The sequence below is a fragment of the Streptomyces indicus genome, assembly GCF_900100315.1.
GTDB classification, from domain to species: Bacteria; Actinomycetota; Actinomycetes; order Streptomycetales; family Streptomycetaceae; genus Streptomyces; species Streptomyces indicus.
This window is the reverse complement of the sequence record NZ_FNFF01000003.1, coordinates 384,575-400,644: the sequence shown is the minus strand read 5'-3', so window position 1 is coordinate 400,644 and position 16,070 is coordinate 384,575. Positions and strand designations below refer to the sequence as shown.

Genomic DNA, 16,070 nt, shown 5'->3' with positions numbered 1-16,070 from the left:
GGGTCGTGCTCGGCATGCTCGGCCTGGGCGTCGCCGGCATCGCGGCCGCACCCGTCCTCCAGCGCGGCGTCGAGGCCGTGGCCGCCAAGGACCCCACGGGCCTGACCGGCGTCCTGCCCGCGGGCGGCGGCTTCCGCTACTACTCCGTGGTGTCCTCCGTACCGCGCAAGAACGAGGACACCTACCGGCTCACCGTCGACGGACTCGTCGACCGCAAGGCCACGTACACCCTCGACGAGCTGCGCGCGCTGCCGCAGCGGCGGATCGTGCGCGACGTCCAGTGCGTCACGGGCTGGCGTGTGCCCGACACCCCCTTCCAGGGTGTGGTCCTCTCCACGCTTCTGGACGCCGCGGGGGTGCGGCCCGAGGGGCGGGCCGTGCGCTTCGAGTGCTTCGACGGCGCGTACAGCGAGAGCCTCACCCTGCGGCAGGCCCGCCGGGGGGACGTGCTGGTCGCGCACCGCATGCGGGACGAGGACCTGTCGCACGCGCACGGCGGCCCGGTCCGCCTCTACGTCGCGCCCATGTACTTCTACAAGTCGGCCAAGTGGCTCTCCCGGATCACCGTCACCGACAAGGTCATCCCCGGTTACTGGGAGGAGCGAGGTTATGCCGTCGACGCCTGGGTCGGCCGGTCCAACGGCCGCGACGACGCCCCCACCGTCTGAACTGCCCGCGCGGGTACGGAGGTTCAGCCGCGGCGAGCGCCGGATCCACCGGGCCACCGCGGTCCTGATGACCGTCTGCCTCGTCTCGGCGGCCTGCCTCTACCTGCCGCAGCTGGCCCAACTGGTCGGCCGCCGCCACCTGATGGTGACCGTCCACGAGTGGTCGGGCATCCTGCTGCCGGCGCCCTTCCTGGCCGGCCTGGCCTCGCGCGCCTTCCGCGCGGACCTGCGCCGCCTCAACCGGTTCGGCGCGCACGACAAGGAGTGGTGGCGAGCCGCGCTGCGCCGCGAGAAGGGGCCGCGCCCGGCCGGGAAGTTCAACGCCGGACAGAAGTCCTACGCGGCGTGGATCGCCGGCGCGACCCTCGTCATGCTCGGCACGGGCCTGCCGATGTGGTTCACCGGACTCGCACCCCTGACCTGGCGTACGGGCGCGACCTTCGTGCACGACTGGCTCGCCGTGGCCGTCACGATCGTCCTGGCCGGCCACATCGCGAAGGCCCTCGCGGACCCCGAGTCGCGGCGCGGACTGCGGACGGGCTGGGTGGACCGCACCTGGGCGGAGCGGGAGCATCCCCTGTGGCGCATCAAGTGACCAACGCCTGCGGCGAATCGACCGCCGCTCAAGTGACCGGCGCCTGCGGCGAATCGGCCCCCGGGACCCGCACCCCGAACCACTGCTCGGCCCCGAACTCCTCGAACCGCTCCACCTCATGGAAGCCCAGCTTCTGCGCCAGGCGCATCGAGGGGCCGTTGGCGGACTGGGTGCACAGGACGACGGGTTCACCGGGGAGCACCTCGGTGCACCAGTCGAGTACGGCCGCGCAGGCCTCGGCCGCGTAGCCGCGCCCCCAGGCCCCCGGCAGGAACATGTAACCGAGCTCGGCCTCCAGGGCGTCCGGCGTGAGGTGTCCCGGTCGTCCGGCCTCGCGCCGGTCGACGGTGACCGTGCCGATCATCGCTCCGTCGAGCTCAGCCACGAACAGCCCCGGACGCCGGCCCGGGACCTCGGGCACCACGCGCTCCAGTTCGGCCCGCGGCTGCGCGCCACCGAGGTACGCCCGCACCTCCGGCGAGGCGAACAGCTCGATGAACCCCGCACGATCACGGGCCTCCGCCTCGCGCAGGACGAGCCGTTCGGTGACGATCGGGGCGGGCGGCCAGGGGACGGGTCCGAGTTCAGCCATGGGCGGCAACGTATCGGATACGAGGGTGAGTTGATCACCCGGTCGAGCGGTCGGGCACTTGGCGGTCAGAGCGCGCGCAAGCCGGCCAGGGCCTGCGCCGCCACCTCTTCCGGCGCCGGTGTCACATCCACCACGACCCCCGCCTCGTCCGCGCCGAGCTCCTCCAGCGTGGCGAACTGCGAGTCGATCAGGGACGCGGGCATGAAGTGCCCCTCGCGGGCCGACTGCCGCTCCGTGATCAGCTCGCGCGAGCCGGTCAGATGGACGAGGACTAGATCCGGCGCCGCTGCCCGCAGCCGGTCGCGGTAGACCCGCTTCAGCGCGGAACAGCTCACGACGCCGCCGCGCCCCGCCCGCGAGGCCGCCCACGCACCGATCGCGTCCAGCCACGGCCACCGGTCCTCGTCGGTGAGCGGCGTGCCCGAGCGCATCTTCTCGATGTTGGCAGGGGAGTGGAACTCGTCGGCCTCCGCGTACGGCACCCCGAGCTCCTCGGCCAGCAGCTGCCCGACCGTGGACTTGCCCGTCCCGGTCACGCCCATGACCACCACGACCCGCTCGGATCCCACGGCCGTCCCCCTCGTCTCCGCCAGTGCGTGCGACTGCGTTCCGTACCCGCGTTCCCGCACGTCGCGTCCATGATGCCGGACGGCCCGAGCGGGCATGGGGCCGTGGAGCAAGGCCCGTGGAACACGGCCTGAGGGGAGTACGCCCCCTGGCCCTCTCAGTCCAGGAAGTCCCCGTCCACGTACACCCACGCCCCGTCCACCCGCTCGAAGCGGCTGCGCTCGTGCAGCTCACCCAGCACCCCGGCGTCGATGTAACGGGCGCGGAAGGTCACCGTGCCCGTGCCGTGGAAGGCCGTACCCTCACTCGTGGCCTCGATCTCCAGGCCCGTCCAGCGCAGGCCCGGCGAGAAGTCCACACCGGGCGGCCGGGTGTCCGGGTGCCAGGTCCGCAGCAGATACGGCTCGTCCCGCACCACGAAGGCCGCGTACCGGGACCGCATCAGCTCCTCGGGGGCCGCCGCCTTCTCCGCCCCGGAGTGGAGGCGGCCGCAGCACTCCCCGTAGGGGTTGCCCCGGCCGCACGGGCAGGGGGACGCGGCGGTGACCGGCGGAGCGGGAGTGCGCTGGGCAGCGGGCTGCTGGGCCCGGCGCTTGGGGCGTCGTGACATGGGCGCCATTGTCCCCCGCGGCCCGCGCGGACCGGTCCGCGCACCCTCCCGCAGTCCCGTGCGGCGTACATCTATCTCCCGGAGATCTACACCAGGCGGAGGGAACGGAGTCGTTCTCTACACCCAACGCAGTACACGGGTCCAGCCCCAGGGGCTGAGCGATCCGCCGGATCCGGCACCGACGATAGAGAGGTACACCGGACAGAACTTCCTGCTTCTCCGCATCTGCCCGGTCTTCGTCCTGCCCGTATCTCGACGGAAGCTTGGTCTCAGGTGGCTACGTTCCTTTATCGACTCGGCCGAGGCGCGTTCCGGCGCCGCGGTCTGGTCGCCCTTCTGTGGGTGGCCATACTCGTGGGCATCGGCGGCGCCTCCTCGGTCGCGCCGGCCGCGCCCGAAGACTCCTTCTCCATGCCCGGCACCGAGTCCCAGAAGGCCTTCGACCTGCTGGCGGAACGCTTCCCGGGCCAGGCCTCCGACGGTGCCACCGCCCGCGTGGTGATCAAGGCGCCCGAGGGCGCGACGCTCACCGAAGGCCCCGGCAAGGCGCACGTCGACGCCCTCGTCAAGGACCTCGGCGACAACCCGCAGGTCAAGCAGGTCGCCAGCCCCTTCGATGCGGGTGCCGTCAGCAAGGACGGCTCGACCGCGTACGCCTCCGTGTCGTACAAGGTCAACGCCCAGGAGCTGACCGACGAGGCGCGTGAGGCCCTCACCAAGGCCACCGACGACGCCCGCAGCGACGGCTTCACCATCGAGACCGGCGGCGACGCCGTGATGGCCGAGCCCGAGATGGGCGGCACCGCCGAGCTGATCGGCATGGGCGTCGCGCTCGTCGTGCTCGTGCTGACCTTCGGCTCCCTCGTCGCGGCCGGTATGCCGCTGCTCTCCGCGATCATCGGCGTCGGCATCGGCGTCTCCGGTATCGCCGCGCTCGGTTCCGCGCTCGGCCTGTCCGCCACCACCGGCACGCTCGCCACGATGATCGGCCTCGCGGTCGCCATCGACTACGCGCTGTTCATCATCGCCCGCTTCCGCGCCGAGATCGCCGAGGGCCGCAAGCCCGACGAGGCCGCCGGCCGCGCCGTGGGCACCGCCGGCTCCGCCGTGGTGTTCGCCGGCCTCACCGTGATCGTCGCCCTCGCGGGCCTGTCGGTCGTCAACATCCCGATCCTCACGAAGATGGGCCTGGCCGCCGCGGCCACCGTCGCCGTCGCCGTGATGATCGCGCTCACCCTGACCCCGGCCCTGCTCGCCTTCGCCGGCAAGCGCGCCCTGAGCCGCAAGGACCGCAAGGCCCTCAAGAGCGGCACCGAGCCGAAGAACGCCGGCAAGGCCAAGCTCGGCACCCGCTGGGCCCACTTCGTGCTGCGCCGCCCGGTGACCGTCCTGCTCACCGCGGTGCTCGGCCTCGGCGTCGTCGCCGTGCCGGTCTCCAGCCTCGAACTCGGCCTGCCGGACGAGGGCAGCTCCGCGCCCGACTCCACGCAGCGCAAGGCCTACGACATCCTGTCGGACTCCTTCGGCGCCGGATTCAACGGCCCGCTGAACGTCGTGTTCGACGGCAAGGGCGTCGACAACCCCAAGGCCGCAGCCGACGAGCTCGGCAAGAAGATCGCCGAGCAGGAGGACGTCGCCGCCGTCACCCCGGCCGTGTTCAACAAGGCCGGCGACACGGCCACCATGACCGTGGTCCCGAAGACCGCGCCGGCCGACCCGGCCACCGAGACCCTGGTCCACGACCTGCGCGACCTCGCCGGCGACGTCCGGGCCGAGACCGGCGGCGCGATGCTGGTCACCGGCACCACCGCCCTGAACATCGACTTCTCGCAGACGCTCAACGACGCCCTGCTGCCGTACCTCGGCCTCATCGTCGGTCTGGCGTTCATCCTGCTGATGCTGGTGTTCCGCTCGGTCCTCGTCCCGCTCAAGGCCGCGCTCGGCTTCCTGCTCTCGGTGCTCGCCGCACTGGGCGCGGTGGTCGCGGTCTTCCAGTGGGGCTGGCTCGCCGACATCTTCGGCGTGGACCAGCCGGGTCCGATCATGTCGATGATGCCGATCTTCATGATCGGTGTGGTCTTCGGTCTCGCCATGGACTACGAGGTGTTCCTCGTGACGCGGATGCGTGAGGCGTACGTGCACGGCGCGTCGCCCGCCGAGGCCATCACCACCGGCTTCACCCTGGGCGGCCGCGTGGTCGCGGCGGCCGCGATCATCATGATCAGCGTCTTCTCCGGCTTCATCCTGGAGACCGACGACATGGTCAAGATGATGGGCTTCGGCCTCGCGATCGCGGTCCTCTTCGACGCCTTCGTGGTCCGTATGGCGATCGTGCCCGCGGTCCTGGCGCTGCTCGGCCACAAGGCCTGGTGGCTGCCGAAGTGGCTGAACAAGATCCTGCCCAACGTGGACGTCGAGGGCGAGAAGCTGCACAAGCAGCTCGGCGACACCCCGGTGCCCGCGCAGGAGCAGCGCGAGCCCGAGCCCGCGGGGGTCTGACCCGCGCGGTCCGTGCGCCTGACACACGGTGGCCCGGTCCCGGACGTTCCTTCGTCCGGGACCGGGCCACCGGCCGTTGCGGGACGCTTCGTCCGGGGCCAGGCCACCGGCCGTTCCCGCGCCAGGCCCTCCGCAGCCGCCTCCCGGCTTCGCCGCGCCGTCCCCCGTACGGGCGCATACCGTGACAGAGACGGACACCCCCGAGCAGGAGGCAGAACCATGCCCGCACCAGAGCTGGGCGCGCCGTGCTGGGTCGACGCGATGTTCCCGGATCTCGACGCCGCCAAGTCCTTCTACGGTGAGCTCTTCGGCTGGACCTACGCCGAGGGCTCCGCGGAGTTCGGCGGCTACACCCAGGCGCTCTCCGACGGCAAGGCCGTGGCCGCGGTCGTCCCGCAGATGCCCGGCATGGAGGACCAGCCGGCGGCGTGGAGCCTGTACCTCGCGACCCCCGACCTCGAAGCCACCGCCGAGAAGATCAAGGCCAACGGCGGCACCGTCGTGATGGACCCCATGCAGGTCGGCGAGTTCGGCTCGATGCTCGTCGCCCAGGACCCCGGCGGCGTGTTCTTCAGCGTGTGGCAGGCCGGTGCGCACGAGGGCTTCGAGAAGGTCAACGCACCGGGCGCCTTCTGCTGGGCCGAGGTCACCACCCGCGACCCCGCCGCGGCGGACGCGTTCTTCCCCGCCGTCTTCGGCTACAACGCCCAGAAGATGCCCGACGACGCCATCGACTTCATGGTGTGGGACCTGGGCGCCGATCCGGTGCTCGGGCGCTTCAAGATGGGGGACGACTTCCCGCCGGAGGTCCCCTCGTACGTCAACGTCTACTTCGTCGTCGAGGACTGCGACGCGGCCGTCGACACCGTCAAGCGCCTGGGCGGCCAGGTCCACTTCGGTCCGACGGACAGCCCGTTCGGCCGCTTCGCGATCGTCATGGACCCGCAGGGCGCGGCGTTCTCGGTGATCGACGTGGCCACCAACGAGGGGGACATGCCCGAGATGGGCTGAGGTCCCGGGGCCCCCGTGGGGTGCGGCCACACTGCGGGCGCACCCCACGGCTCGTCCCGGGCCGACGAGATCCGCCCGTACCCGGCGACGAACCGCCCGGCACGATGCATCATGCTTGCCACAGCGAGCCCGCCGATCAAGGCACGAGGGACCGAACCGGCAAGGGGTGTCACGGGTGAACCGATACGAGCGCCACGGCGAACTGCTGCGCCTGCTCGCCGAGCAGCGTCAGCTCGACGTCGAGACGGCCGCGAAGGACCTGGACGTCTCCGCGGCCACGATCCGCCGCGACCTCGACCAACTGGCCGAGCAGGGCCTGCTCATCCGCACCCGCGGCGGCGCGATGCCCAACGACGTCACCTACGACCTGCCGCTGCGCTACCGCTACGCGCGCGACTCGGCCGAGAAGGAACGCATCGGCCGGGCCGCCGCCGCCCTCGCCGAGCGCGGCATGGTCGTCGGCATCAACGGCGGTACGACCACCACCGAAGTGGCCCGCGCCCTCGCGACCCGCCCCGACCTCCTGGAGCGCGAGCCCTCAGAGGGCCCCGCCCTCACGCTGGTCACCAACGCGCTCAACATCGGCCATGAACTCGCGGTCCGCACCCACCTCAAGGTCGTCACCACGGGCGGCGTCGCCATGGCACAGTCGTACGAACTCGTGGGCCCGCTCGCGGGGTTGATCCTCAAGGAGATCCGCCTCGACATCGCCTTCATCGGCGTGGACGCCCTCGACCCCGAGCGCGGCGCGAGCGCCCGCAGCGAACACGAGGCCAGCATCAACGCGTTGCTCGCCGCACAGGCCGACCGCCTGGTGGTCGTCGCCGACTCCACCAAGCTCGGCATCCAGGCCTTCGCCCGCATCTGCCCGCCCCAGGCCATCGACACGGTGGTCACCGACGACCGCGCACCGGAGAAGGTGAAGGCCTTCGAGGAGCGGGGCATGAAGGTCATCCAGGCCTGACGCGCGGCGGCAGGCGTACGGGCCCGTCTCCTCCCCCGGGGAAGACGGGCCCGCAGCCGTGTGCCGTGGATGTCAGCGCGTCGTCGGCAGGTGCTTGTAGCAGTAGCTGTCGCCGCCGACGGAGTTCAGCAGGGCGTTGCCGGTCTTCTTGCCGACCACGCCGTCGTACGGCTTGACCTTGAAGTCCTCCTGGAACCTCTTCACCCAGGCCTTCGTGTAACTGCCGTACTTGGCGTCCTCCTCCAGGACCTCGCCGTAGTTGAGGTTGATGATCCGCTGCACGCACCACACCCCGCTGCCGGACGAGCCGTGGTTCAGGGTGGGCGCGCCCGGGCGGGCCTCGGCGGCGGTCGTGGTCAGCAGACCGAGGGTGCCGGCGGTGACGGCGGCGGCCGCGAGGCCGGCCTTCAGACGGAGACTGCGCATGGGGTTCCTCCCCGTGTCGGCGGGGCGGCCCGGTGCCGCCCTGCTGGTGTTACGACCGTGCCCGGACCGGCCCGTGGCGGGCCACAACCTGCCGTGCTCACGCCGTCCCAGGCCGCCGACCTGCTGGGACGCCACGTCCCCTGACGGGGTGGCGGCACGCTGGGACGCGCTGCCTACGGTGGTGAGGCGGGCCGGGCGGCCCTGCGGCACGTGTGCTGATCCCGTCACGAACCGGGCCGCCCCGGAACCCGGCACCGAGGCCGCCGCATCTCACCCCCGTAAGCCTTGGGTCGTACGCCGACGGGGGTGGGCCATGTCCCGCTGGAAGCCGCTGCCCGCATCGCTGCCGGGGCGCGAGCGGCAACTCGCCGTCCAGCTGCGGAGGCTGAAGGACCGCAGCGGTCTCAGCTTCGCCGCGCTGGCCGCGAAGACCTCGTACAGTTCCTCCTCCTGGGAGCGCTATCTCAACGGCAGAAAACCGGTGCCGCGCGCGGCCGTGGAGGAACTGGCGCAGGTGTGCGGGACCGACCCCACCCGGCTGATCGTCCTGCATGAGACGGCGCGCGCCACGGCCACGGCAGACCTCCGCGACGCGTCAGCGCCCTTACGGATGGGGGGAGTTGCCCCGCGTGAGGCGTCGGCGGCCCGGTCGGCGGGACCGCACTCCGTGGTGCGGACGAGGACGCCGCCGACGGCCGGCGAGGCGGTGACGGCTGCTGAGGCCGCGACGACCGCCGCGGCCGCCTCGCCCGATGAGCCCCCGTCGTACGGCGCGACAGTCGTGCCCGACGGGGGGATCCGGCCCGGCGAGATCCTGCCGCCCGGAGAGGTGCTCCCGCCTGATGGTGCCGGCTCGTCCGACGCGGCCCGGGCGTCCGGCGCCGCCGTCCCGCTTGCCGCGTTCCCGCCGCGGGCAGGCGACATCCCGTCGTACGGCGCGACAGTCGTGCCCGACGGGGGGATCCGGCCCGGCGAGATCCTGCCGCCCGACGGTGCCGACCCGTTCGACGCGGCCCTGCGGTCCGGCGCCGCCGTCCCGCCCGCCGCGTTCCCGCCACCCGCGGACGGCATCCCGTCGTACGGCGCGGCCCGCGCGCGGAGCGGCCCCGCGCGCGGTCGCAGGCTCCGGACCACGGCCCTGTTCGCCGCTGTCGCTGCCGTCGCCTTCGCCGCCGGTCTCGTCGTGGGCGCGTTCGGCCTGCCGCGGCTCGGGGCCGAGGACCCGGCGCCCGTGGCCGACCCCGCGTACCGCGTCGGCCGTACGTACTCCTGTGAGACCGTCCGGCACGACGGCCGCCTCCACGCGGGCCACAGCGCCACCCGCGAGGCGCTGCTCGACCTGAACAGCAGCGGCTGGGACGTCGTCGAGGCCCAGTGCCTGCTGGCGCGCCACGGCTACCCGGCGGGCGCGGCGGACGGCCTGTACGGCGAGGACACGCGACGCGCGGTCCGCTCCTTCCAGCAGGACCGCGGCCTGGTGGCGGACGGCATCGTCGGCCCCGACACCTGGGGGGAGCTGCGCGCATGACCCCGCCGGACCGGAACGCCCCGCCCGAACTGCACCACCTGGCCGCCCGCCTCCGCGCCCTGCGTGACCGGTCCGGTCTCTCTCTGGACGGCCTGGCGGCCCGCACCCACCGCGGTGCCTCCTCCTGGGCGCGCTATCTGCGCGGCACCGCGCTGCCGCCGCGCACCGCGGTCGAGGAACTGTGCCGTGCCGCGGCCGAGCGGCCCCAACAGGTCCTCGCACTCTGGGAGTTGGCGGAGGCGGAGTGGAGCGGCCGCGCACGCACCACGCCGTACGGGCCGTATCCCGGCGTGGCGGGTGAGCACCCGCCACCCGCGCCACCCGCGCCACCCGCGCCGACGAGCCACGTACCGACCACCGCACCGCCGCCCACGCGCCATGCGCTTCCCACTCGCCACACACCGACGACCGCCCCGCCCACCCCCTCCGCGCACCCCGCACGGCCCGCCCGACGAGGGCTCACCGTCCTCCTCGGCCTCGCCGCAGCCGTCGCCGTGACCGCCGGAGTTCTCACGTTCACGCCCGGCACGGAGGCCGGGGGAGCCGCGGAGCCGAACTCCTCGGCCGCACCAGGCTGCACGGGCCGCACCTGCGAGGGCCAAGACCCGCTCCGCATGGGCTGCGGCGCCCAGGGCCGTGTCACCTCCCTGGCCACCCACCGCGACGCGGCCGGCCGCCGGATCGAACTGCGCTACGGCAAGCCGTGCGCCGCGGTCTGGGCCCGGGCCGCGCACCTGCGCGCGGGCGACCGCATGGACGTGTCCCTGCCCGGTGCCCCCGCGCAGCACGCGGTCTCCCGCGGCACGGACAGCTACTTGGCCACCCCCATGACCCCGGCCGCCGGAGACCCGCAGCGCGCCCGCGTCTGCCTGACCCCGGCCGACGGCACCCGCCGCTGCTTCACCGCCTGAGCCGGCAGCCGCCACCAGGGGAGCGGGCCGGGCGGACGTTTGCTCCCGAGCCCCAGGGGCACCCGGCGCCGGTAGGTGATCGTCGTGCCGCGCTGCGGCAGGACGCGCAGTGGTGCAGCCGGAGGCCGCGCACCGCACACGGTCGCGGGCCCGGAGGGCAGACACCCCGAGAAGGGCACGGAGGGAGTGACCCGCCATGGCGGTCTGTGAAGTGTGCGGAAACGACTACGAGTTGGCGTTCGAGGTGCGGGCCGCGGGCGCCGTCCACGTCTTCGACAGCATCGAATGCGCGGCGCAGCGGATCGCGCCGATCTGCGACCACTGCCAGTGCCGCATCCTCGGCCACGGCCTGCAAGCCGGAGGCGGCTTCTTCTGCTGCGCGCACTGCGCACGCCAGAAGGGCCACGCCGAACTCGTCGACAGCGCCTGAGCGTCACGGCCGTACGCCCCAAGGACCTGTCCCACGGAGGTGCCCCCCCATGCCCTATGCCGATTTCCTGGCGGCCGTCCGCCGGCGCGGCGACTACGCCGACAACGACCGGGCCGCCGACGCCGCCGACGCGGTGATCACCGTCCTCGGCGAACGCCTGCCGCCCGCATCGGCCGGCCAGCTCGCCGAACAACTGCCCCCGAGACTGGGCAAACTCCTCGCCAACGCGCACAGCCCCGCACAGACCTGGGGAGTCCACGGTTTCGTCCGCAGGGTTGCCGACGTCACCGGCGACCCCGAGGACATCGCACGGACCCACACGGCAGCCGTCCTCGGCGTCCTCGCGGACACGGTCTCCGGCGGCGAACTGAACAAGCTCATCAGCCAGTTGCCCGTCGCTTACGCGGAGTTCCTCGGCCATGAGGAGCTGACCTGAGCGCCAGGAAGCCGTGGGGCGCCGCGGCCGGGCCGCCTCGGCCCCGCCCGGCCGCCCGCCCCCGCCTGCCTCAGCCGAAGTAGCCCAGCCATCGGTTCAGGAACCGCGGCGGCAGCGTCAGCCAGCGTCCGAACTGCGACATGTGGCGCGTGTACACGCCGTTGAGGAGCAGGGCCATCGTGAGGTCCAACGCGTCCACCGGCCCGCTGGTGGAGAACTCCACCTGCTGCGAGCCGCGCCAGCGGTCCCTGCGCACCCGCACGACGGCGCCTCCGTCCCGTACCAGCTGGTGCTCCACCGTCCGGATGCCCTGCCGGTACCGGTAGCTGCGCCCGGCCGCCTGGATCCGCAGCGCCCGCCCCTCGCGCGTCACGCCGCTGCGCCGCCGCCCCACGCTCCCGGGCTGCCCGGCGACTTGGAGTCGCACGCGTGCGGGCAGGGGCATCCTGCCGAACTGCACCCCTTCGAAGGCCGCGTGCGGCAGGCCCGGTCCGGCCACCACGTGCCGGATGAAATTCGTGTACGGCCCGTCCCGCTCGCCGTTCTCCCACCAGGTCTCCACGGTGCCGAGGCCCGGAACTTCCCCGGTATATCCGGCTCTCCGCTTGGACTTCCGCGCGGTTTCCGTGTCCGCGGCCTGCCGCAGCACGAATCCGCCCGGTCCCGCGTTCCGCATGTCCACTCCGCCCCCCTGCGCCGACGCGGAGCATGATCGCTGACTCGGCCGCCCGATGGGAAGGGGCCCACCGGCGAGGAGGCGCGGAGGAAACGAAGAACCCCCGTGGTCTCCTGGAGACCACGGGGGTTGATCTGTGTCCGAGGGGGGACTTGAACCCCCACGCCCGATAAAGGGCACTAGCACCTCAAGCTAGCGCGTCTGCCATTCCGCCACCCGGACCGGTGACCCGCGGTTTCCCGCGGCGACGTGGAAAACCATAGCAAACATTCGGGGGTCCCCGATCACACCCCCGCACCGCGCCCCACCAGCTGTGAACGGCGCATGTCGGCGCGGGCCCGCCCTTGGGTACGGGCCGGGGACGCGGGAGGATGGCAGGGACCAGCGAGCATCATCGGCGAGAGGAACGCGGCGTGAGCGAGTCGGGCAGGAACGGGCAGCAGGGCGGGCAGTACGTCACCGGCGAGGACGAGGTGGTCGACCTCTGCCGCGACCTGATCCGGATCGACACCAGCAACTACGGGGACCACTCCGGCCCGGGCGAGCGCAAGGCCGCCGAGTACGTGGCGGAGAAGCTGGCGGAGGTCGGGCTCGAGCCGCAGATCTTCGAGTCCCACCCGGGCCGCGCCTCCACGGTCGCCCGGATCGAGGGCGAGGACCCCTCGAAGCCGGCGCTGCTGATCCACGGGCACACCGACGTCGTGCCGGCCAACGCCCAGGACTGGACCCACCACCCCTTCTCCGGCGAGATCGCCGACGGGTGCGTGTGGGGCCGCGGTGCGGTCGACATGAAGGACATGGACGCCATGACCCTCGCGGTCGTACGCGACCGCATGCGCAGCGGCCGCAAGCCCCCGCGCGACATCGTGCTGGCGTTCCTCGCCGACGAGGAGGCAGGCGGCACGTACGGCGCCCGGCACCTCGTCGACAAGCACCCGGACCTCTTCGAGGGCGTGACCGAGGCGATCGGCGAGGTCGGCGGCTTCTCCTTCACGGTCAACGAGAAGCTGCGGCTCTACCTCGTCGAGACCGCCCAGAAGGGCATGCACTGGATGCGGCTCACCGTGGACGGCACCGCCGGGCACGGCTCGATGACCAACAAGGACAACGCGATCACCGAGCTGTGCGAGGCCGTCGGGCGCCTCGGCCGGCACGAGTGGCCGGTGCGCGTGACCAAGACCGTACGGTCGTTCCTCGACGAGCTGTCCGACGCGCTCGGCACCGAGCTCGACCCCGAGGACATGGACGCCACCCTCGCCAAGCTCGGCGGCATCGCGAAGATGGTCGGCGCCACGCTCAGGAACTCGGCCGCACCGACCATGCTCGGCGCCGGCTACAAGGTGAACGTGATCCCGGGCCAGGCCACCGCCCACGTCGACGGACGCTTCCTGCCCGGGTACGAGGAGGAGTTCCTCGCCGACCTCGACCGGATCCTCGGACCGCGCGTGAAGCGCGAGGACGTGCACGGGGACAAGGCGCTCGAGACCGACTTCGACGGCAAGCTCGTGGACGCCATGCAGATCGCCCTGAAGGCCGAGGACCCGATCGCGCGCGCCGTCCCGTACATGCTTTCCGGCGGCACCGACGCCAAGTCCTTCGACGACCTCGGCATCCGCTGCTTCGGGTTCGCGCCGCTCAAGCTGCCGCCCGAGCTGGACTTCGCGGGCATGTTCCACGGCGTGGACGAGCGGGTCCCCACCGAGGGCCTGAAGTTCGGTGTGCGCGTCCTCGACCGGTTCATCGACGCCTCCTGAACAGCGCCCGAAGAACCGGTTCTTCCGGTGTGGGCGGGGCAACTTGCCTGCTCACACCGGGAGTTCGCCGTGTGATGACCCTGATATTCGCCCGCGTGTACGCACTCGACTGAAAAGAGTGAAAGCGACCATAGGCTCGTAGCCCGAATACTCCCTCCTCGTTACAGGTGATGCAGTCCGCGGCTGGGACTGCATTGCCAACAAGGAGGAATAATGATCAAGAAGGTCGCCGCTGTTGTGGCTGCCACCGGTGGCATCGTTCTCGCTGGCGCGGGCATGGCTGCTGCCGACTCCGGTGCTCAGGGTGCTGCCGTGAAGTCGCCCGGCGTGCTCTCGGGCAACGTCATTCAGGCCCCGATCCACATCCCGGTGAACGCCTGTGGCAACACCGTTTCCGTGATCGGGCTGCTGAACCCCGCCTTCGGCAACACCTGCACCAACGTCTGAGACGTAGTGCCTCACCCCCAGTGGGTCTGAGTCCGTCGGCCCCGGAGTGCGTGCCATGCGCTCCGGGGCTGCCTGGCATCTGAGCACACCCGCACAAGGGAGCGGGTGCGCATTCCAGTAGGTCAAAGGCAGGGAAGAACCTATGCGACAGGTCACGCGCAAAGGCCTGATCACCGTGGCGGCCGCGAGCGGAGTGCTCGCCGTCACGGGAGGCACCGCGTTCGCCGACTCGGGAGCCGACGGCAAGACCGCCGACTCCCCGGGCGTGCTGGCGGGCAACACCGTCCAGCTGCCGATCAACATCCCCGTGAACCTCTGCGGTAACACGGTCAATGTCGTCGGACTGCTCAACCCGGCGGCGGGCAACAGCTGCGCCAACGTCTCGGACGGCGGCGGCAGCGACAGCGGGAACAACAACGGCGGCAAGGACGAGAACGGTGGCGGCGCCACCGCCGAGGGCTCCTCGAAGGACTCCCCGGGTGTCGGCTCCGGCAACGTCATCCAGCTGCCCATCGACGTCCCCGTGAACGCCTGCGGGAACAGCGTCACCATCGGCGGCCTGGGCAACGGCACCGAGGGCAACGACTGCACCAACGAGTCCGCCCCGAAGCCGCCGGTGAACGAAGAGCCGCCGGCCGGTCCCGAGAAGCCCGAGAAGCCGGTGAAGCCCGGCAAGCCGGACACCCCGGACCGCCCGGACAAGCCCTCGAAGCCCAATGAGCCGGAGACGCACACCGTCACCCCGCCCAAGGGCTCCGAGCAGCTCGCCCGGACCGGCTCCGACCTGCCGGTCGGCATGGCCGTGCCGGTCAGCGCGGGCCTGCTCCTCGCGGGTGCCGTGCTCTACCGCAGGGCGCGTCAGGCGGCCTGACGCAGTACTGGAACGAAACGGAGTGGGCCCCGCCGCCTGGCGGGGCCCACTCCGTTGTCGCCTGTATCCCTCGGTGGAAACGTCACCACGTCGCACGCACTTGGCGGATGATCCGCCTGCGCAGCCGCACCCGGCGGCTTCCGTCGCGGCGCAGGGTCAGTCGGTACAACTCCCAGTGTCCGTACTCGGCATGGTCGGTCAGCAGGCGAGTCGTGTCCTTGCGGGAGACCCCGCGCGGCACGTGCACGTCGAGAAATTCGTATTCGGCCATCGCATCTATTGTGCGGGCAACGGCCCGGTACGGATAGCGTCTGCACTATGTCTGATGCTGCGCAGGCCACCGCTGCCGAGGTACGTGCCGCCGCCGAGGCGGTCAAGACCGCGCTCGACCGCCACCTTGCCGCGGTCGAGGGGCGGACGGGTGAGGACGACCCGGACGTCTACGAGGCGTTCAACGAGCTGGCGGCAGCGGCCGAGGCGTACGACGAACTGCTCTACGACACCTACGACGAGGTCACGCCCTTCGAGATCCCCGGCACCGAGGACGGGCTGCCGCCGTATGCCGGGCCGGCCGAGCCGAGCGCGCTCAGCGTGCTGATCCGGCGGGACTACGCGGTGGTCGAGCCGCAGCGGCTGCTCGCCCAGGCACAGCGGGTGGCCGACCTCGACGCGGACAGCGCGGCGGGCGAACTGCCGGGCGCAGGGGACGTCGGGGGCAGCGCGCACGCGGCGCTCGGCGTGCTCTTCGGCGAGTTCGAGCCTGACGAAATCGCCTCGCGGCACAAGGAGTTCGGCCTGGAGGAGGGCGACTCCACGCTGTGGGTGACGGCCGTGGACGAACCGGCCGACGCGGGGGAGTGGCTGGAGGCGCCGTTCGAGGCGGTGGACCCGCAGAGGGTGGTGTGCCGCTTCGACGTGAGCGCGGTCTTCGACGAGGACCTCGACGACGGCCTCGACCTGATCCCGGACATCGAGGACGAGCTGGAGCCGGACGAGCTGGAGCCCTTGGACTCCGACCGCTAGGCGTACGGGTGCCGGGCGGCTGCCCGGTTCCGGTCCGGTTCCGTTCGGGTGCTGGCCGGCTG

Annotated in this window: 19 protein-coding genes and 1 tRNA gene; 13 read left to right on the top strand and 7 right to left on the bottom strand. The window is 72.1% G+C overall.

Annotated elements, in window-relative coordinates; all coding sequences use genetic code 11:
• The first annotated feature begins 14 nt into the window (after nt 1-14).
• Together BLT97_RS11345 and BLT97_RS11340 are read left to right on the top strand one after the other, a co-directional pair.
• Entirely contained in the window at nt 15-668 is a 654-nt protein-coding gene (locus tag BLT97_RS11345; protein ID WP_093609048.1) for a molybdopterin-dependent oxidoreductase, read from the top strand.
• Nucleotides 610-1,263 carry a cytochrome b/b6 domain-containing protein gene (locus BLT97_RS11340; protein ID WP_093608778.1) on the top strand — a complete coding sequence of 218 codons (654 nt, stop codon included), beginning with the start codon at nt 610-612 and terminating at the stop codon, nt 1,261-1,263. Before BLT97_RS11345 ends, BLT97_RS11340 begins: the two co-directional genes overlap by 59 nt.
• 28 nt (nt 1,264-1,291) lie before the next feature.
• On the opposite strand, the gene BLT97_RS11335 is transcribed toward BLT97_RS11340, so the two are convergent.
• The 3 genes from BLT97_RS11335 to BLT97_RS11325 form a co-directional block, all read right to left on the bottom strand.
• Entirely contained in the window at nt 1,292-1,855 is a 564-nt protein-coding gene (locus BLT97_RS11335; protein WP_093608776.1) for a GNAT family N-acetyltransferase, read from the bottom strand.
• A gap of 65 nt (nt 1,856-1,920) precedes the next feature.
• On the bottom strand, nt 1,921-2,397 hold the full coding sequence (locus tag BLT97_RS11330) for a gluconokinase (RefSeq protein WP_425442685.1): 477 nt from the start codon (nt 2,395-2,397) through the stop codon (nt 1,921-1,923).
• A gap of 182 nt (nt 2,398-2,579) precedes the next feature.
• Nucleotides 2,580-3,032, bottom strand: coding sequence for a YchJ family protein (locus BLT97_RS11325; RefSeq protein WP_093608772.1), 453 nt, complete (start codon nt 3,030-3,032; stop codon nt 2,580-2,582).
• Nucleotides 3,033-3,305: 273 nt separating this feature from the next.
• On the opposite strand from BLT97_RS11325, the gene BLT97_RS11320 reads away from it, so the two are divergent.
• The 3 genes from BLT97_RS11320 (at nt 3,306) to BLT97_RS11310 (ending at nt 7,506) form a co-directional block, all read left to right on the top strand.
• A complete protein-coding gene (locus BLT97_RS11320) occupies nt 3,306-5,531 on the top strand; it encodes an MMPL family transporter (protein ID WP_093608770.1) in 2,226 nt (741 codons plus the stop codon).
• 219 nt (nt 5,532-5,750) lie between these two features.
• Complete coding sequence (locus BLT97_RS11315; protein WP_093608768.1) at nt 5,751-6,542, top strand: VOC family protein; 792 nt, start codon at nt 5,751-5,753, stop codon at nt 6,540-6,542.
• Between the two features lie 175 nt (nt 6,543-6,717).
• Nucleotides 6,718-7,506 carry a DeoR/GlpR family DNA-binding transcription regulator gene (locus tag BLT97_RS11310; protein ID WP_093608766.1) on the top strand — a complete coding sequence of 263 codons (789 nt, stop codon included), beginning with the start codon at nt 6,718-6,720 and terminating at the stop codon, nt 7,504-7,506.
• A gap of 72 nt (nt 7,507-7,578) precedes the next feature.
• Here BLT97_RS11310 and BLT97_RS11305 read toward each other — a convergent pair whose 3' ends face one another.
• Nucleotides 7,579-7,932, bottom strand: a complete 354-nt coding sequence (locus BLT97_RS11305; RefSeq protein WP_093608764.1) for a peptidoglycan-binding domain-containing protein — start codon at nt 7,930-7,932, stop codon at nt 7,579-7,581.
• A gap of 313 nt (nt 7,933-8,245) precedes the next feature.
• Between BLT97_RS11305 and BLT97_RS11300 the strand changes: the two genes are divergently transcribed.
• From BLT97_RS11300 to BLT97_RS11285, 4 genes are all read left to right on the top strand, one after another.
• Nucleotides 8,246-9,460: a helix-turn-helix domain-containing protein gene (locus BLT97_RS11300; protein WP_093608762.1), complete on the top strand. Its 1,215-nt coding sequence runs from the start codon at nt 8,246-8,248 to the stop codon at nt 9,458-9,460.
• Nucleotides 9,457-10,371, top strand: a complete 915-nt coding sequence (locus BLT97_RS11295) for a helix-turn-helix domain-containing protein (RefSeq protein ID WP_093608760.1) — start codon at nt 9,457-9,459, stop codon at nt 10,369-10,371. The genes BLT97_RS11300 and BLT97_RS11295 overlap by 4 nt, the downstream gene beginning before the upstream one ends.
• A gap of 196 nt (nt 10,372-10,567) precedes the next feature.
• Nucleotides 10,568-10,801, top strand: a complete 234-nt coding sequence (locus tag BLT97_RS11290) for a hypothetical protein (RefSeq protein ID WP_093608758.1) — start codon at nt 10,568-10,570, stop codon at nt 10,799-10,801.
• Between the two features lie 49 nt (nt 10,802-10,850).
• A complete protein-coding gene (locus BLT97_RS11285) occupies nt 10,851-11,237 on the top strand; it encodes a DUF2267 domain-containing protein (protein WP_093608756.1) in 387 nt (128 codons plus the stop codon).
• Nucleotides 11,238-11,307: 70 nt separating this feature from the next.
• Here BLT97_RS11285 and BLT97_RS11280 read toward each other — a convergent pair whose 3' ends face one another.
• The gene (locus tag BLT97_RS11280) at nt 11,308-11,913 is read right to left on the bottom strand and encodes a hypothetical protein (RefSeq protein WP_093608754.1); all 606 of its coding nucleotides are present in this window, start codon (nt 11,911-11,913) and stop codon (nt 11,308-11,310) included.
• Nucleotides 11,914-12,050: 137 nt separating this feature from the next.
• Nucleotides 12,051-12,135: transfer RNA gene (locus BLT97_RS11275), tRNA-Leu, on the bottom strand.
• Between the two features lie 191 nt (nt 12,136-12,326).
• Between BLT97_RS11275 and BLT97_RS11270 the strand changes: the two genes are divergently transcribed.
• The 3 genes from BLT97_RS11270 (at nt 12,327) to BLT97_RS11260 (ending at nt 14,985) form a co-directional block, all read left to right on the top strand.
• Complete coding sequence (locus BLT97_RS11270) at nt 12,327-13,667, top strand: M20/M25/M40 family metallo-hydrolase (RefSeq protein ID WP_093608752.1); 1,341 nt, start codon at nt 12,327-12,329, stop codon at nt 13,665-13,667.
• A 213-nt stretch (nt 13,668-13,880) separates the two neighbouring features.
• On the top strand, nt 13,881-14,114 hold the full coding sequence (locus BLT97_RS11265) for a chaplin (protein WP_093608750.1): 234 nt from the start codon (nt 13,881-13,883) through the stop codon (nt 14,112-14,114).
• 142 nt (nt 14,115-14,256) lie between these two features.
• Nucleotides 14,257-14,985, top strand: a complete 729-nt coding sequence (locus tag BLT97_RS11260; protein ID WP_093608748.1) for a chaplin — start codon at nt 14,257-14,259, stop codon at nt 14,983-14,985.
• A gap of 82 nt (nt 14,986-15,067) precedes the next feature.
• On the opposite strand, the gene BLT97_RS11255 is transcribed toward BLT97_RS11260, so the two are convergent.
• Complete coding sequence (locus tag BLT97_RS11255; RefSeq protein ID WP_093608746.1) at nt 15,068-15,256, bottom strand: DUF5703 family protein; 189 nt, start codon at nt 15,254-15,256, stop codon at nt 15,068-15,070.
• Nucleotides 15,257-15,303: 47 nt separating this feature from the next.
• On the opposite strand from BLT97_RS11255, the gene BLT97_RS11250 reads away from it, so the two are divergent.
• Nucleotides 15,304-16,008, top strand: a complete 705-nt coding sequence (locus tag BLT97_RS11250) for a hypothetical protein (RefSeq protein WP_093608744.1) — start codon at nt 15,304-15,306, stop codon at nt 16,006-16,008.
• Nucleotides 16,009-16,070 lie beyond the last annotated feature (62 nt).

Bases quoted from the DNA above. Each gene is read 5' to 3' on its own strand.
- BLT97_RS11345 (WP_093609048.1), top strand. From the start codon at position 15: ATGCTCGGCCTGGGCGTCGCCGGCATCGCGGCCGCACCCGTCCTCCAG.
- BLT97_RS11340 (WP_093608778.1), top strand. From the start codon at position 610: ATGCCGTCGACGCCTGGGTCGGCCGGTCCAACGGCCGCGACGACGCCC.
- BLT97_RS11335 (WP_093608776.1), bottom strand. From the start codon at position 1,855: ATGGCTGAACTCGGACCCGTCCCCTGGCCGCCCGCCCCGATCGTCACC.
- BLT97_RS11330 (WP_425442685.1), bottom strand. From the start codon at position 2,397: ATGGGCGTGACCGGGACGGGCAAGTCCACGGTCGGGCAGCTGCTGGCC.
- BLT97_RS11325 (WP_093608772.1), bottom strand. From the start codon at position 3,032: ATGTCACGACGCCCCAAGCGCCGGGCCCAGCAGCCCGCTGCCCAGCGC.
- BLT97_RS11315 (WP_093608768.1), top strand. From the start codon at position 5,751: ATGCCCGCACCAGAGCTGGGCGCGCCGTGCTGGGTCGACGCGATGTTC.
- BLT97_RS11305 (WP_093608764.1), bottom strand. From the start codon at position 7,932: ATGCGCAGTCTCCGTCTGAAGGCCGGCCTCGCGGCCGCCGCCGTCACC.
- BLT97_RS11300 (WP_093608762.1), top strand. From the start codon at position 8,246: ATGTCCCGCTGGAAGCCGCTGCCCGCATCGCTGCCGGGGCGCGAGCGG.
- BLT97_RS11295 (WP_093608760.1), top strand. From the start codon at position 9,457: ATGACCCCGCCGGACCGGAACGCCCCGCCCGAACTGCACCACCTGGCC.
- BLT97_RS11290 (WP_093608758.1), top strand. From the start codon at position 10,568: ATGGCGGTCTGTGAAGTGTGCGGAAACGACTACGAGTTGGCGTTCGAG.
- BLT97_RS11285 (WP_093608756.1), top strand. From the start codon at position 10,851: ATGCCCTATGCCGATTTCCTGGCGGCCGTCCGCCGGCGCGGCGACTAC.
- BLT97_RS11280 (WP_093608754.1), bottom strand. From the start codon at position 11,913: ATGCGGAACGCGGGACCGGGCGGATTCGTGCTGCGGCAGGCCGCGGAC.
- BLT97_RS11265 (WP_093608750.1), top strand. From the start codon at position 13,881: ATGATCAAGAAGGTCGCCGCTGTTGTGGCTGCCACCGGTGGCATCGTT.
- BLT97_RS11260 (WP_093608748.1), top strand. From the start codon at position 14,257: ATGCGACAGGTCACGCGCAAAGGCCTGATCACCGTGGCGGCCGCGAGC.
- BLT97_RS11255 (WP_093608746.1), bottom strand. From the start codon at position 15,256: ATGGCCGAATACGAATTTCTCGACGTGCACGTGCCGCGCGGGGTCTCC.
- BLT97_RS11250 (WP_093608744.1), top strand. From the start codon at position 15,304: ATGTCTGATGCTGCGCAGGCCACCGCTGCCGAGGTACGTGCCGCCGCC.